12 protein-coding genes and 1 pseudogene are annotated in these 14,177 nt (G+C 62.3%); 6 read left to right on the top strand and 7 right to left on the bottom strand.

Features of this window, described 5'->3' with window-relative positions:
* Positions 1 to 330: 330 nt before the first annotated feature.
* Both Q0603_RS02970 and Q0603_RS19305 read right to left on the bottom strand, forming a co-directional pair.
* On the bottom strand, positions 331 to 609 hold the full coding sequence (locus tag Q0603_RS02970) for a hypothetical protein (RefSeq protein ID WP_298721815.1): 279 nt from the start codon (positions 607 to 609) through the stop codon (positions 331 to 333).
* 66 nt (positions 610 to 675) lie between these two features.
* Positions 676 to 828: pseudogene (locus tag Q0603_RS19305) on the bottom strand (hypothetical protein); the annotation flags it as partial.
* On the opposite strand from Q0603_RS19305, the gene Q0603_RS02965 reads away from it, so the two are divergent.
* On the top strand, positions 811 to 1,920 hold the full coding sequence (locus Q0603_RS02965; RefSeq protein WP_298722179.1) for a Fic family protein: 1,110 nt from the start codon (positions 811 to 813) through the stop codon (positions 1,918 to 1,920). The pseudogene Q0603_RS19305 and the gene Q0603_RS02965 sit on opposite strands and share 18 nt — an antisense overlap.
* A 238-nt stretch (positions 1,921 to 2,158) precedes the next feature.
* On the opposite strand, the gene Q0603_RS02960 is transcribed toward Q0603_RS02965, so the two are convergent.
* Positions 2,159 to 2,410 carry a helix-turn-helix domain-containing protein gene (locus tag Q0603_RS02960; RefSeq protein WP_298721812.1) on the bottom strand — a complete coding sequence of 84 codons (252 nt, stop codon included), beginning with the start codon at positions 2,408 to 2,410 and terminating at the stop codon, positions 2,159 to 2,161.
* Positions 2,411 to 2,967: 557 nt separating this feature from the next.
* Here Q0603_RS02960 and Q0603_RS02955 point away from each other — a divergent pair.
* Positions 2,968 to 5,256 carry a mechanosensitive ion channel domain-containing protein gene (locus tag Q0603_RS02955; RefSeq protein ID WP_298721809.1) on the top strand — a complete coding sequence of 763 codons (2,289 nt, stop codon included), beginning with the start codon at positions 2,968 to 2,970 and terminating at the stop codon, positions 5,254 to 5,256.
* Between the two features lie 4 nt (positions 5,257 to 5,260).
* Here Q0603_RS02955 and Q0603_RS02950 read toward each other — a convergent pair whose 3' ends face one another.
* On the bottom strand, positions 5,261 to 5,557 hold the full coding sequence (locus Q0603_RS02950; protein WP_298721806.1) for a hypothetical protein: 297 nt from the start codon (positions 5,555 to 5,557) through the stop codon (positions 5,261 to 5,263).
* Positions 5,558 to 5,676: 119 nt separating this feature from the next.
* Complete coding sequence (locus Q0603_RS02945; RefSeq protein ID WP_298721803.1) at positions 5,677 to 6,165, bottom strand: anthrone oxygenase family protein; 489 nt, start codon at positions 6,163 to 6,165, stop codon at positions 5,677 to 5,679.
* A gap of 482 nt (positions 6,166 to 6,647) precedes the next feature.
* On the opposite strand from Q0603_RS02945, the gene Q0603_RS02940 reads away from it, so the two are divergent.
* The 4 genes from Q0603_RS02940 to fghA all read left to right on the top strand — a co-directional run bounded on the left by Q0603_RS02940 (position 6,648) and on the right by fghA (position 12,593).
* Entirely contained in the window at positions 6,648 to 7,868 is a 1,221-nt protein-coding gene (locus Q0603_RS02940; protein WP_298721800.1) for an aminotransferase class I/II-fold pyridoxal phosphate-dependent enzyme, read from the top strand.
* A gap of 95 nt (positions 7,869 to 7,963) precedes the next feature.
* Positions 7,964 to 10,468 carry a DNA translocase FtsK gene (locus Q0603_RS02935; RefSeq protein ID WP_298721797.1) on the top strand — a complete coding sequence of 835 codons (2,505 nt, stop codon included), beginning with the start codon at positions 7,964 to 7,966 and terminating at the stop codon, positions 10,466 to 10,468.
* A 163-nt stretch (positions 10,469 to 10,631) separates the two neighbouring features.
* Positions 10,632 to 11,744, top strand: coding sequence for an S-(hydroxymethyl)glutathione dehydrogenase/class III alcohol dehydrogenase (locus Q0603_RS02930; protein WP_298721794.1), 1,113 nt, complete (start codon positions 10,632 to 10,634; stop codon positions 11,742 to 11,744).
* A 12-nt stretch (positions 11,745 to 11,756) separates the two neighbouring features.
* Positions 11,757 to 12,593 carry an S-formylglutathione hydrolase gene (fghA, locus tag Q0603_RS02925; RefSeq protein WP_298721791.1) on the top strand — a complete coding sequence of 279 codons (837 nt, stop codon included), beginning with the start codon at positions 11,757 to 11,759 and terminating at the stop codon, positions 12,591 to 12,593.
* Positions 12,594 to 12,643: 50 nt separating this feature from the next.
* Here the strand turns inward: fghA and Q0603_RS02920 are convergent, their stop codons facing one another.
* Together Q0603_RS02920 and Q0603_RS02915 are read right to left on the bottom strand one after the other, a co-directional pair.
* Complete coding sequence (locus Q0603_RS02920; RefSeq protein ID WP_298721788.1) at positions 12,644 to 13,363, bottom strand: alpha/beta fold hydrolase; 720 nt, start codon at positions 13,361 to 13,363, stop codon at positions 12,644 to 12,646.
* Positions 13,364 to 13,737: 374 nt separating this feature from the next.
* Positions 13,738 to 14,061: a YbjQ family protein gene (locus Q0603_RS02915; RefSeq protein WP_298721786.1), complete on the bottom strand. Its 324-nt coding sequence runs from the start codon at positions 14,059 to 14,061 to the stop codon at positions 13,738 to 13,740.
* Positions 14,062 to 14,177 lie beyond the last annotated feature (116 nt).

Here is a 14,177-nt window from a genome sequence, read left to right as displayed (position 1 = left end):
TTTTTGATCCAGCATGACAGCGTCATGGCGTTCGCAGCGCGCACCTCTGGAGCGCGGCCTTCATGTAGCGAGCCGTCTCCTTCATGGTTGGTCAGCCGAAGATCGCCATGAGCTGGCGCTCGTTCACGCTGTTTTACGCGGCAATCGCGATGCCCGCCTTGCGCAAATACCTATTGCGCGCGCGTCGGCTGCGCCACACCGGGCTCTGCTCGCCGCGCTCCCGGAGCCACCTTCGCGCCTCCACATTCGGTATTGATCCCTCGCCAGGGTGATGGTGAGGGCCGAAGTCAAAGGAGTATGTTTGAGCGAGAGGTCGCAGCCGCAGTTGTGTCAGGCTTCGCCGAAGGCCTCGCGGTAGATCGTCTCGATGCGCGTGGCTTCTTCGTCGGTGAGGGCCGCGAATTCTTTTTTGCGGGCGCGTTGCGAGACGCGTCCGCCGTTCTGGTGAAGAGGAGGTCGGTCATGCGTTCGGGCATGTCGATGAAGGAGGCAACCTTCGGGTGTCGTCTCCCACTGGATGAGCGGCAGCAGGCGCTGGGAGTAGCTCTCCAGCACCCGACGGTAGCGGTCGATCCGGTCGAGGATCGCCGCCGAGACCGGGAACGCCACGCCCGGTGACTGAAGCCGCGTTCGGCGAGGACATGGTGGATCAGATAACGGATGAATGCGGCCGTTACCGTCCTCGAACGGATGGATATAGACGAAGCCAAAGGCGAGGGCCGCCCGTGCGATAATCTCCGCATGATGTGCGGAGATTATACTTGAGTGGTGCGGGGAATAGCTGGCATAATCACCGCATGGGATGCGGAGATTATGCCTTATATTCATGAATTGCCGGATTGGCCGGAGTTCCGCTGGGATCACAAGGTCCTGGCGGAGCCGCTTGCCGCCGTCCGGCACCGTCAGGGACGGCTGATCGGGCGGATGGAGGGGCTCGGCTTCGAGCTGCGCAGCGAGGCAACCCTCCGGACCATGACTGAGGAGGTCCTGAAGTCCAGCGAGATCGAGGGTGAGATCCTGGATCGCGATCAGGTGCGCTCATCCATTGCCCGGCGTCTGGGCATGGATATCGGTGGGCTGATTCCGGCGGATCGCGATGTCGAGGGCGTCGTCGAGATGATGCTCGACGCGACCCAGAAGTATGATCAGGAACTCACCGACGAGCGATTGTTCGGCTGGCATGCAGCCCTGTTTCCGACCGGGCGCAGCGGGATGCGCCGCATCATCGTCGGCGCGTGGCGTGACGACAAAGCTGGACCCATGCAGGTGATCTCGGGGTCGGTTGGGCACGAGCGCGTGCATTATGAGGCGCCGGAAGGATCGCGTGTTTCCGGCGACATGCAGATATTTCTTGATTGGTTCAACGCTAAAGCCGGCGTCGATCCAGTGCTCAAGGCGGGTGTTGCCCATCTGTGGTTCGTTACCATCCACCCGTTTGAGGATGGTAACGGACGTATCGCGCGCGCCATCGCTGACATGCAGCTTGCGCGCTCAGAGCAGAGCACACAACGCTTTTACAGCCTGTCCGCGCAAATCCGGCAGGAGCGCAAGGCATATTACGAGATTCTCGAAAGGACGCAGAAGGGCGACCTGGACATTACAGAGTGGCTAGGGTGGTTCCTTGCATGCCTGTCGCGGGCGTTCGAGGGTGCGGAAGTGATTCTGGCAGGCGTATTGAAGAAGGCGCGTTTCTGGGAGACGCACGCGGGCGATTCCCTAAACCCACGTCAGCGCGACATGCTGAACCGGTTGCTAGACGGCTTCGAAGGTAAGCTGACATCGTCGAAATGGGCGAAGATCGAGAAGTGCTCGCCGGACACGGCGCTGCGCGACATCACAGATCTTCTGGAGCGTAAAATATTGGTCAAGGACGAGGGAGGGGGGCGCAGTACCAGCTACTTACTGGCTGAGATTGCGTGAGACATTTCATGCAAAGTTCATCAGGCTCGCCTTAAACAACGACGATCCAAATTCCATTCACTCTTCTGGAGGCGTCAGGTAAGTCCAAGGATGAGATCGCCGTCGATATGGCGGCTCTTGCGGTTCTGCGCGATCCTGACTGGTTCAGGAGCCGCGCCGCTGGCCGCCCTGTGCAGGTGGCCAACAAGGCGGTTGTTCATCAGCACGTGCAACGGTTGGTGGCGGGGACGCCGTGGCATCAGAAGATGTCCTCAAGCTCGGCGGCAGCGCCCTTGCTGCGCGGGACGATCCGGAATTCAAGGTCGAGGGCGGCCAGCACGGCGAGGATGGTCTTCAGCTTCGCGGCCGGGTTGCCGGTCTCGATCAGCGAGATCGTCTCCTGGCGCAGGCCCGCCAGCTCGCCGAGTTGCGACTGGCTCAGGCCACGCTTCTTCCTGGCGCGGCGGATCAGGTTTCCGATTTGGGGCGGTGTACGGGCGAGGTCGGACATTTTTCACTCCAACCTCATTATGCGCTAATTCCGATAAAAATGAAATATCGGAATTAGCGCATATTTCTGAATTATGCGCCAAAGGCGATAAACCGAGATTATGAGAAACGGCGCCCAACCGATCCTGGACAATTGGTTCCACGCCTGGATGCGGAATGGAACCGGGGGACATTCAGGGGCAAAATGCGGATAGGGGCGAGTGTCCCGCCAACCCGTAAGCCTTTGATTTTGCGTGCTTGGCTTGAGCTCCTGGGCGCCACATCTTCTCATTTGAGAGTGTCCACCAATCAAGGCGCTGCCTTTGCGAGGCCAAAGGATCAGCCTGATGTGCAGCCGCAAGCTATTGGTTGCGAAGACTATTACTGCGGAGCGAAACCAATCAGCCCGGCAGCCGGCGATGGGGTGGCTAATGCCGGAAAATGGGCTAAATGCTCACCCCGATGACTGAAAATCCGATTCTCTCCAGGCTGCGTCAGCCGGCGCGGCGAACCCTGACATTGTTATGTTTCTGTCTTGGCCTTCTGACGACGGCAACGGCCGCGGCACAGCCGTCTTTGTTGCTGCCAACAGTCCAGGCATCATCCGAGGCGCAGTCTTCCGCCGCGGCAGCGCCGCTGAGCGCTGGCGAATTGCAAGCCTTCGCCGATCGCCTGGAAGACGAAAACGAGCGCAGGAAGCTGATCCAGGCCCTGCGCGCCTTGGCAACGCTGCGTGACGGCAGCGATACGTCCCCTGCTGAGGCGGAAGATCCAAGCTCCGCCATTGTGGATGGTGTGCTGACACAGATGCGCAAGGCCGGCAGTGCCTTTGCCGCCATCGGCGCCTTGTTCTCCGATCTTCCCGCTTTGGCCGATTGGGCGCAGTTGCAGATCGAGGATCCGCGCCGACGTGCTTTATGGACCGATGTGCTGCTGAAGCTGGGCGCTACGCTGCTCGCGGCGCTGCTGTTGCAGGCTTTGGCTTATATCCTGATCCGGCGGCCTCTGGCCGCTTTACATGCACCGCGCAGCGGACAAGGCCAGCGCCCCAGCGCCTGGCTTCAGGTGCTGTTTGCGATCCTGCGGGTGCTGATCGGTTTGGTGCCGATTGCCGTCTTCGCCGCCAGTGCCCATGGCATCCTGGCATTTCTGGCCCCCAACGCCTTGACCCGCGACCTGGCGCAGATCGTCGTGTTCGCCTTTGTCGGGGGGCGCGCCATCGGGATCGCGGCCGAAACGCTGCTGACCAATGGCGCAGTGCAGAATCGCCTGCTGCGCCTGGACGAGGAAAGCGCCCATTACGCATTGCTCTGGCTGCGGCGCTTAAGCGCTGTTGCGATCTACGGCTATGGGGTGGTCCGGATTGCCGAGCGCGTGCGTGTGCCGCCGGAAGCCGTCGACACATTGGCCAAGCTGATCGGCTTTGCTTTCGCTGGCCTGTTGACCGTTCTGGTGCTGCAAATCCGCACGCCGGTTGCCGCCCGTATCCGAGGGCAGCAGCCATCTGCCGATGCCGCAGCGACCGCACCGTCTCAAGATGCGGGCGTACCTGAAACACCGCAGAAGAGCCGCACCTGGCGCGTCCTGAGACAGCGCATCGGCGATATCTGGCATGTTCTGGCAATCCTCTACATCGCTGTCAGTTACGCGATCTGGGCCTTCGACGTCGAAGGCGGTTTCCGCGTCGTCCTGCGCGGCACCTTGCTGACGATTGCGATCATTGTACTGGCACGCGCACTGCGTTTCGCTGCCGAGCGCGCCTTTGGCCGGCTATTCGCCATCAGCCGGGAAACCCGTGCTCGGTTTCCCGGCCTGGAGGCACGCGCCAACCGCTACCTGCCGCTTCTGCTCAGCATCATCCGGAGCGTGATCTATGTGATTGCGGTCTTCGCGATCCTGCAGTCCTGGGGCATCGATGCGCTGGGATGGCTTGCCACCGAAACCGGGCGCACCGTCGTCGCACGGATGGTCACCATCCTGCTCGTGCTGATGATTACGGTTGCACTGTGGGAAGCCACGGCCACCGGCATTGAATACTACCTGACGCAGCCGGGCCCGGATGGGCGCCCGACGCCGCGCTCGGGCCGCGTGCGCACGCTGCTGCCGCTTTTGCGGCGCACCGTGTCGATCATCCTTGGCCTGATCGCCGGGCTGATCGTGCTCTCAGAGCTTGGCATCAATATCGCACCCTTGCTGGCAGGCGCAGGAGTGGTCGGTCTCGCCATCGGCTTCGGCGCGCAGACCCTGGTGAAAGACATCATCACCGGCATCTTCATCCTCACCGAGGATACGGTGGCGGTGGGCGATATCGTCGATCTCGGCGGCAATGCCGGCGTGGTGGAGGATATTTCGATCCGCACCATCAAGCTGCGTGACCTTGACGGCATCGTTCACGTCATCCCCTACAGCGAGGTCACCAAGATCAAGAACATGACGCGCGGCTACGCCCAGGCGGTGTTCGACATCAATGTGTCTTACCGCGAGGATCCCGACCATGTGATCGAGGTGTTGAAGGCGCTGGCCGAGGAATTCCGCGCCGAGCCGGAATGGAATGCCCGTATCCTGGATCCATTCGAGATGTGGGGCGTGGAAAGGCTGGATACGTCGGGCTTTGTCATCCGCGCGCGGTTCCGCACCGTCCCGTTCCAGCAGTGGAACGTGCGACGTGAATTCCAGAAGCGCATCAAGAAGCGTTTCGATGAGCTGGGAATCGAAATTCCGCGGCCGCATCGCACCATCTACTTCGGCACCCAGAAGGATGGCAGCGCGCCGCCGCTGCGTGTCCTGCGGGAGCGCGAGGGCGAGGGCGAAATGGCGCCGGGTGAAGGAAAGCCTTTCGGTGGACCGCCTGGGCCGGAACAGGCCTAGCTGTCTACCACTCCGCACGCAGCGATTTCAGCGTCGCGTGCAGTCCATCATCGCGGATCTTCGGCAGCAGCGCATCGAGGGCGGCGCCGGCATCCGCGATCTCGGGCGCAGGTGAGGCGGATGGCAACTTGCGCAGGATGCTCTCGATCTTCTCGGCCCAGGCCATCCGGCCGCTTGCATGCGCGGCGCGTGCAATGGCCGCAAGCTGCGCGGCAATCTCTGCCGGCGTCAGATAGCCAAGATAACTGTCCGGCGCTTCATTCAGTGCGCAGGCCGGCGAGGCATGGGGTTTCTGCTCCATGGCGCCATCATATCATGACGGGGCGCTATGGGGGGCAGCTTTTACGCAGCCGCCGGTGCAGGCAGTCGTGCATCGGTTTCGGCTCCAGCAGCCCTTATGGAGAGCATCCCTGGGATTTTTTAATCGATTCCAAATAGTGCCAGCATGAACGCCGCTGATGCAGCCAAGGCGGCAATGGTGTGCAGGTGATTCCATCCCGTCCATTCAGCGACGTAGCGTGGCCAGTAAGCGGCTGCCTCCGCGCTGGCAGGCTGCATCCGCGCCAGCCTGTTGTTGCGCGGCACGTTGAAAACCATCGTCACGCCGAACGTGCCGACGGCATACAAAGCTGCGCCAGCCAGTATCCGGGGCAGAGCCAGCGCCGGGCCTTGGGTGAATGCCAGGACGGCAAGGAGGAGGCAAAGTGCCGCGGTTCCCAGGAAGGCCGCCATGAACCAGGGATTGATCACGACGATGTTGATCGATTGCATGGCGGCGACGGCTTCGGCGGCCGGGCGCCGGGAGAGTGCCTTCATCACGAAGGTGGAAAAGGCGAAGAAGACGCCACCGATCAGTCCGCTGCCCAAAGCAGCGAGCAAAGTCAGGACAGACAGCAATCCCTCAGTCATGGAAGCACTCCTTCAGGAGGCTTCCAGTTTACACCAATTCATAACCGCCTGCTGATCCATGCCGCCACCTGGCCATGGCCCGCACTTGCAAGGATGGTTCAGACCCATGAAATCGCGGCGATTGTCGCCCTGGCCGGACGCCACCTGCTGCCGCGCTTCATTGAGGCTGTTATGGACGGTTTTTTTCCGTGCAGCATCACAACGCCAATCTTGTCCTGCACAAAGGAGGGGGCGAAATCCAGAGCAGGGCTGCCGCAGCCAGCAGGCAGCCCAAGCGTAATCATAAGTGGATGTTTTCCCCGTGATGCGCCGAGAGGATAAACACGTGTTGCGTGTGTTGTTAGGGGCGGGACACGAAATAAATCAGGATGGCTGCCGGTGGGTGGGGGAGCGATGCTGGCTTGCCCCCCGACTCGTCCGCCCGTAGATTGCGGCAAAGCCGCCCCTGGCCCGATTCGCGGGCCGATTCGATTTTGAGTGTCATGCTGAACCCCCGTCTCGACCTGCTGACCGATTATCCTTTTACCCGCCTGCGCGCGCTGCTCGACTCCGAGCCGCTGCCTGAGGGGATGACGCCGATCAACCTGTCGATCGGCGAACCGCAGCATGCGATGCCGGATTTTGTGGCCGAGCATCTGGGGCGCGATCTTGCGGGCTTAAGCCGTTATCCCACGCCAAATGGCACGCCGGACCTGCGTGCCGCCATCGCCGGCTGGCTGCAGCGCCGCTATCGCCTGCCTGAAGGCTTGATCGATCCGGAGCGGCAGGTCGTGGCGCTGAACGGCACCCGCGAGGGGCTGTACATGATCTCGCAGGTGGTCGTGCCGGAGAAGAAGGGGCCCAAGGGCGAGCGGCCCTTGGTGCTGATGCCCAATCCCTTCTATCAGACCTATGTGGCCGCCGCGGTCACGGCAGGCGCCGAGCCGTATTTCGTCGCGGCCACGCCCGAGAATGGCTTCCTGCCGGATTTCGCCGGCCTGCCGCCGGATATCCTGGCCCGCACGGCGCTGGTCTACCTGTGCTCCCCGGCCAATCCGCAGGGCACGGTCGCCAGCATCGAATATCTCGCCCGGCTGATCGAACTGGCGCGGGAATACGATTTCGTCATCGCCTTCGACGAATGCTATTCCGAGATCTACGACAAGGTGCCGCCGCCGGGCGGGCTCGAAGCAGCGATGCATCTCAGCGGCGGCAAGATAACCGCCGATGCGCTGAAGAACGTGATCGTCTTCCATTCGCTGTCGAAGCGCTCCAGCGTGCCGGGCCTGCGCTCGGGTTTTGCCGCCGGCGATCTGACGATCTGCCAGGCTTTCATCAAGCTGCGCAATTACGGCTGTGCCGGCTTGATGATGCCGGTGGCTGCTGCCTCGGCGGCCTTGTGGCGCGACGAGGCCCATGTCGAGGCCAGCCGCGCGCTGTACCGGCAGAAATTCGATATCGCCCAGAACATCATTGGCAACCGGTTCGGCTTCTACCGGCCGGCCGGCGGCTTCTATCTCTGGCTCGATGTGGGTGATTCGGAGGCCGCGGCCAAGAAGCTGTGGCAGGAGGCTGGCATCCGGGCCTTGCCCGGCGGCTATCTGACCCGGCCCGAGAATAACGGCGAAAAAGCCGGAAAACCGTATCTTCGGCTGGCCTTGGTGGCCGATGTGGAGACCACCAAGCTGGCGCTTCAACGATTCAGTAACACTCTCGGGCGTTAGATTCTGGCAAGCTGGGGCGGAAGAGTCTGTCCCGGCCCGGTTTTATGTCTGTTCGTATGGTTAATGGGGTCATGGCAAAAGCGGCGAGGAAGGGTATGGCTTCCAGGTCGAAGAAGAAGGCGCGGTTTTTTCCGGATGGCTTCGACGATTTCCTGCGTCGCCGCGCCGCCGAGGGCAGCGGCGTGCTGCTGCTTGGTTTCAGCTTCCTGCTGGCGCTGGCCTTGGCCACCTTCAACCCCACCGATCCGAACTTCAATCACGCCACGCCGCAGGCACCCCAGAACTGGCTCGGCCTGCCGGGCGCCTATATCTCCGACGTCCTGCTGCAGACGCTGGGCCTTTCGGCCTGGCTGATGGTGCTGCTGTTCGCCACCTGGGGCTTTCGCATCGTTTCCCATCGTGGCCTGCCGCGCTGGTGGCTCAACGTTGCGCTGGTACCGCTGACGCTGCTGCTGTTTGCAAGCTTTGCCGCCGCCTTGCCGGTACCGGCGGTCTGGAGCCTGCGCACTGGTCTTGGCGGCATTCTTGGCGATTTCATTCTCTATCAGCAGCTTGTGCCGCTCGGCGTGACCTTCGGCCTGCCGATGTCGGCGGTGCTGCCGGCCGTGCTGTGCTTTGGCTTCGCGGTTTTGGCTTTCTATTTCGCTTCGGGCCTGTCGCTGAATGAATGGCGCCGCATGGGCGCCGGCCTTGGCCTGGGCGCTGCGGCCACTACGGGGCTTGCCGCTCAAGGGCTTTATCGCGGCGGCAAGGCGGTGGCCCGCGCGGGCCAGGAAGCGCCGGAGGTGGTGGGCGGCTTTTTCGAGCGCCTGCGCTCCATCTTTTCGCGCCGCGATGACGAGGACGAGCCCGTGCTGCGGCAATCCGAGCCCAGCCTGCGCCGCAGCAGCCGTGCTGCGGCTGAGGACGACGAGGATTACGCCGATCAGGAGGATCTGGACGAAACCCTGGATGAGGACGAGGACTTGCCGCGCCTGCCCGCCGCCAAGAAGGCGGATGAGGGCCGCGTCACCCGCCGCATCGAGAAGCCCAAGACCGGCAGCCGCGCTGCCCGCGAGGCGCAGACCTCGCTCAAACTGGGCGAAGGCGATTTCGAACTGCCGGAATTGTCGCTGCTGAAGCCGCCGCCGGCGGATTCGGCGCGTGAGAAGATCAACGAGGATGCGCTGGAGCAGAATGCGCGCATGCTCGAATCGGTGTTGAACGAATTCGGCGTGCAGGGCGAGATCACCAAGGTCCGTCCCGGTCCGGTGGTCACGCTGTATGAGCTTGAGCCCGCGCCCGGCACCAAGTCCAGCCGTGTGATCGGGCTCTCTGACGATATTGCCCGCTCGATGAGCGCGCTTTCGGCCCGCGTTGCGGTCATCCCTGGGCGCAACGCCATCGGCATCGAGTTGCCCAATGCCAAGCGCGAAACGGTTTATCTGCGCGAGTTGCTGGCCTCGGCCGAATTCGAGGCCTCATCGAACAAGCTCGGCCTGGCGCTGGGCAAGGATATCGGTGGCGCGCCGATCATCGCCGATCTCGCCAAGATGCCGCATCTGCTCGTTGCCGGTACCACCGGTTCGGGCAAGTCGGTGGCGATCAACACCATGATCCTGTCGCTGCTCTACCGGCTGACCCCGGATCAGTGCCGCTTCATCATGGTCGATCCGAAGATGCTGGAACTCTCCGTCTATGACGGCATTCCGCATCTGCTGGCGCCGGTGGTGACCGAGCCGGGCAAGGCGGTTGTGGCGCTGAAATGGACCGTGCGCGAGATGGAGGACCGCTATCGCAAGATGTCGGAGCTCGGCGTGCGCAACATTGCCAGCTACAACGAGCGCCTGGCGCAGGCCCGTGCCAAGGGCGAGAAGCTTGGCCGCACCGTGCAGACCGGCTTCGATCCGGAAACCGGCAAGCCGATGTATGAAGAGCGGCCGATCGATCTTTCGCCGCTGCCCTTCATCGTGGTCATCGTTGACGAACTGGCCGATCTCATGCTGGTCGCCGGCAAGGAGATCGAAGCCGCCATTCAGCGCCTGGCGCAGATGGCGCGCGCGGCCGGCATCCACCTGATCATGGCGACCCAGCGTCCCTCGGTGGACGTCATTACTGGCACGATCAAGGCCAATTTCCCCACCCGCATCTCGTTCCAGGTGACGTCGAAGATCGACAGCCGCACCATTCTGGGCGAGCAGGGCGCCGAGCAGTTGCTGGGCATGGGCGATATGCTGTTCATGCCGGGCGCGGGCCGCATCCAGCGTGTCCACGGCCCCTTCGTCTCCGACGAGGAAGTCGAGCGCGTGGTGAAGACCTTGAAGGATCAGGCCGAACCGGTCTATGTCGAGGCCGTCACTGCTGATCCCGATGGCGGCAAGTTCGGTATGCCGGGCACCGGCGGCGAGGGCGGCGAGGAAGACGCGCTCTACGATCAGGCTGTTGCGCTGGTCTGCCGCGAGCGCAAGGCGTCGACCTCCTTTATCCAGCGCCACCTGCAGATTGGCTATAACCGCGCCGCCCGCATCATGGAGCGCATGGAGAAGGAAGGCGTGGTCGGCGCCGCCAACCATGTCGGCAAGCGCGAAGTGCTTGCCCGGAATATCGAAGCAGCCGAATAGCTTGATGAGATTTCAGATGACATGCAAACCCCGGCAGCGATGCCGGGGTTTTGTTTTATTCATGAACCCTCATCTTGAAGCTGTTTCATCTCGGTAATTCGGGCTTTCCCCAAAGCGCAGGCGGGTTATCATCCAGGTGGCACAAACCCAAGGAGGAAGCCCCATGGAAGTCCGCGCCGCCGTCGCCTTCGAAGCGAAAAAGCCGCTCAGCATTGAAACGGTGAAGTTGGAAGGACCGAAGGCGGGCGAGGTGCTGGTCGAGATCAAGGCCACCGGCGTCTGCCATACCGATGCCTACACGCTCTCAGGTATGGATTCGGAAGGCAAGTTCCCCTGCATCCTTGGCCATGAAGGCGCCGGCGTGGTGGTCGATATCGGTCCGGGCGTGACCAGCGTGAAGAAGGGCGATCACGTCATCCCGCTCTACACGCCGGAATGCCGGCAATGCGAATACTGCCTCAGCCGCAAGACCAATCTCTGCCAGTCGATCCGCATCACGCAAGGCCAGGGCGTAATGCCGGATGGCACGTCGCGCTTCTCCTGCCGCGGCGAGACCATCTGGCATTATATGGGTACCTCCACCTTCGCCAATTACACGGTGCTGCCGGAAATTGCTGTTGCGAAGATCCGCGAGGACGCGCCTTTCGATAAGGTCTGCTATATCGGCTGCGGCGTCACCACCGGCATAGGCGCGGTGATCTATACGGCGAAAGTCACCCCAGGCAGCAATGTCGTGGTCTTCGGCCTTGGCGGCATCGGCCTCAATGTCATCCAGGGCGCGCGCATGGTCGGCGCCAACATGATTGTCGGCGTCGACATCAACCCGGCCCGCAAGGAAATGGCCGAGAAATTCGGCATGACACATTTCGTCAACCCGAAGGACATGAAGGATGACGAATTGGTCCCGTATCTCGTCAATCTGACCAAGGGCGGTGCCGATTACAGCTTCGAGTGCATCGGCAATGTGAAGACCATGCGCCAGGCGCTGGAATGCTGCCACAAGGGCTGGGGCGAAAGCATCATCATCGGCGTGGCGCCGTCAGGTGCGGAGATCTCCACGCGGCCTTTCCAGCTCGTTACCGGACGCGTCTGGAAAGGTTCAGCCTTCGGCGGCGCGCGCGGGCGCAGCGACGTGCCGCAGATCGTCGAATGGTATATGGATGGCAAGATCAATATCGACGATCTGATCACCCATGTGATGCCGCTGGAAAAGATCAACGATGCCTTCGACCTGATGCATGAGGGCAAGTCTATCCGCTCGGTCGTCACGTTCTAGGGCAGCTGTCTGATGGAACGCATCAAACAATGGGCCTGCTTCGGCGGCCGGCAGGAAGTCTGGGCGCATGCATCAGCCGTGCTTGACTGCCGGATGGAGTTCTCCATCTACCTGCCGCCGCAGGCGGCAGACGGCGCCAGGCTTCCGGTGCTTTATTATCTGTCGGGATTGACCTGCACTTGGGAGAATGTGACGGCCAAGGCCGGCGCCCAGCGTTATGCCGCCGAACATGGCCTGATCCTCGTGGCGCCGGACACGTCTCCACGAGGGGTCAATTTGCCAGGTGAGAACGACGCATACGATTTCGGCTCCGGCGCGGGCTTCTATGTTGATGCAACCGAGGCGCCGTGGTCGAAACATTACCGGATGTATTCCTACATCACGGCGGAATTGCCGGCGCTGATGGCGCGGCATTTCCCAGTCGATAGCGCCCGTGCTGGAATCTTTGGCCATTCCATGGGCGGCCATGGCGCGCTCGTCTGCGCTTTCCGCAACCCGCAGCAATATCGATCCGTCTCCGCCTTCGCTCCCATCGTTGCGCCGATGCAGGTGCCTTGGGGGCAAAAAGCTTTCGCAGGGTATCTTGGAGCAGATCGCTCCGCATGGAGTGCTTACGATGCCACCGCGCTGGCTACGCAAACGGCTTGGCGCAAGCCGGTGCTGATCGATCAGGGCAGTGCGGATGAGTTCCTGGAGACCCAACTCAAGCTGCAGCTTTTCGTCGCGGCGGCCAGCAAGACTGGCATTCCGGTGCAGCTGCGTCTGCAGCCGGGCTACGATCACAGCTATTATTTCATCGCCAGCTTCATCGGCGATCACATTGCCCATCACGCGGCGGCGCTGAAGTAGAGGGGCTATGGTAGCTGGGCGTTAAGGCTGGGCATGACGCTGACGGGTTTTTACGCAGCCACCTCAGGCTTCAGCCCAAATGCATCCGCTGGCGCGTCGGCCGTTACGAAATGCAGCAGCATCTCGTGCACGCCTGGATCGGTCATCAGGCGGCGATGGCCTAGGCCGTTGAGGATGCGGAAATCTGCCTGCGGCCAGGCGGCGGCATTCTCCTGGCTATGCTGCAGCGGCACCGTCCTGTCGTCGCGGCTATGCAGGATCAGGCCTGGTGCTGCGAGCTGCCGCAGCTTGGGCGGCAGGTAAAGCGAATCCATGCTGCGGCCGACGAGCCGCTCGATCTCGGCAAAGGCTTTCGCCGTGCGCTGCTGATTCAGCCCATAGACCTTCATCAGCGCGCCGGCAAAGAGGCGGGGATGGTTCGGCGCGGCGAGGATCGCAAAACGCTCCGCCCGCAGCCCCATCTCGGTTGCGGCAATCAGCGTCGCCGTCCCGCCCAGCGAATGCGCGATTACGGCCCGGAAGGGCGTAAGGCCCAGCGCGTTTGCTTCGCGGGCGACTGCGGCGATGGCGGCTGCCTGGATGGGAAGGCTGGCGAGCTTGGCCTTGCTGCGGCCGTGGCCGGGCAGATCCAGGGTCAGTACCTGATAGCCGCGCCGGACCAGCTTATCCGCGAGACCTGCCCAGCTGCGATGATCATCTTCCCAGCCATGCACGAGCAGGATGGCCGGGCCGGCGGGATTTTCGCGCCGGCCATAAAGCCAGGCGGCCACCGGGCCGGATGGCGCCTCGACCGCAAGGGGCGCTCCGCGGAAGGTATATCCTGAGCGACTGGGAGCGGGGCGGCGGAGCGGGATGAGGAAAAGCCGGGCTGCGTAGGCTGCAGCCCAGCCCGGTGCAAGACGAAAAGCAGCTTTCAAGACCAGCCGACTGGCCAGTACGTTAATAATAGCACGAATATTCGTGCTTTTTGCGGAAGAAGGGCGAAGAGGGGCGGTTGGGCGCGTCATGGCATATTCTCGGCTGGATGTAGAATGCCATAATATCGAACGTTCGTTTCATTTCAACCACAAAGATCAGCCGAAAAGACGGAAAGCGCAGCCGTTCGCGCCGGGCTTTTGGCCGGGCTTTTGGATGTGTGGAAGGATTATCCCAGTTTGACGGCCGTGCCGCTCGCCGCGACCAGCAGCATCTGCCTGTCGGTGCCGCCGATCTGCTGATAATCGAGATCAAGGCCGACCACGGCATCGGCGCCGAGCTGCTTGGCTTCGTCCACCAGGCTTTCCAGCGCCAGCGCCTTGGCCTTGCGCAGCTCCTTTTCATAACCGCCGGAGCGGCCACCGAGGATATCGGTGATGCCGGCGAAGAAATCCCGGAAGATGTTGGTGCCCATCACGGCCTCGCCGGCCACGATGCCGAGATAGGCAGTGATCTTGCGGCCTTCGACGCTGTCGGTGCTGGTGAGGATCATGATGCGCGCTCCTATCGCTGTCATGGAAGAGTAAGCGGCCCGCCTTGATTTCGCCACGCCCGACGGCTACGCCTCAAACCATGCTTCCAACATTTCCCGCCATCGCCGCTCAGGGC

The sequence above is a fragment of the uncultured Ferrovibrio sp. genome, from assembly GCF_937960835.1.
Classification (GTDB): domain Bacteria; phylum Pseudomonadota; class Alphaproteobacteria; order Ferrovibrionales; family Ferrovibrionaceae; genus Ferrovibrio.
Note: the sequence above shows the minus strand (reverse complement) of the source record. Positions and strands in the feature narration are given on the sequence as shown.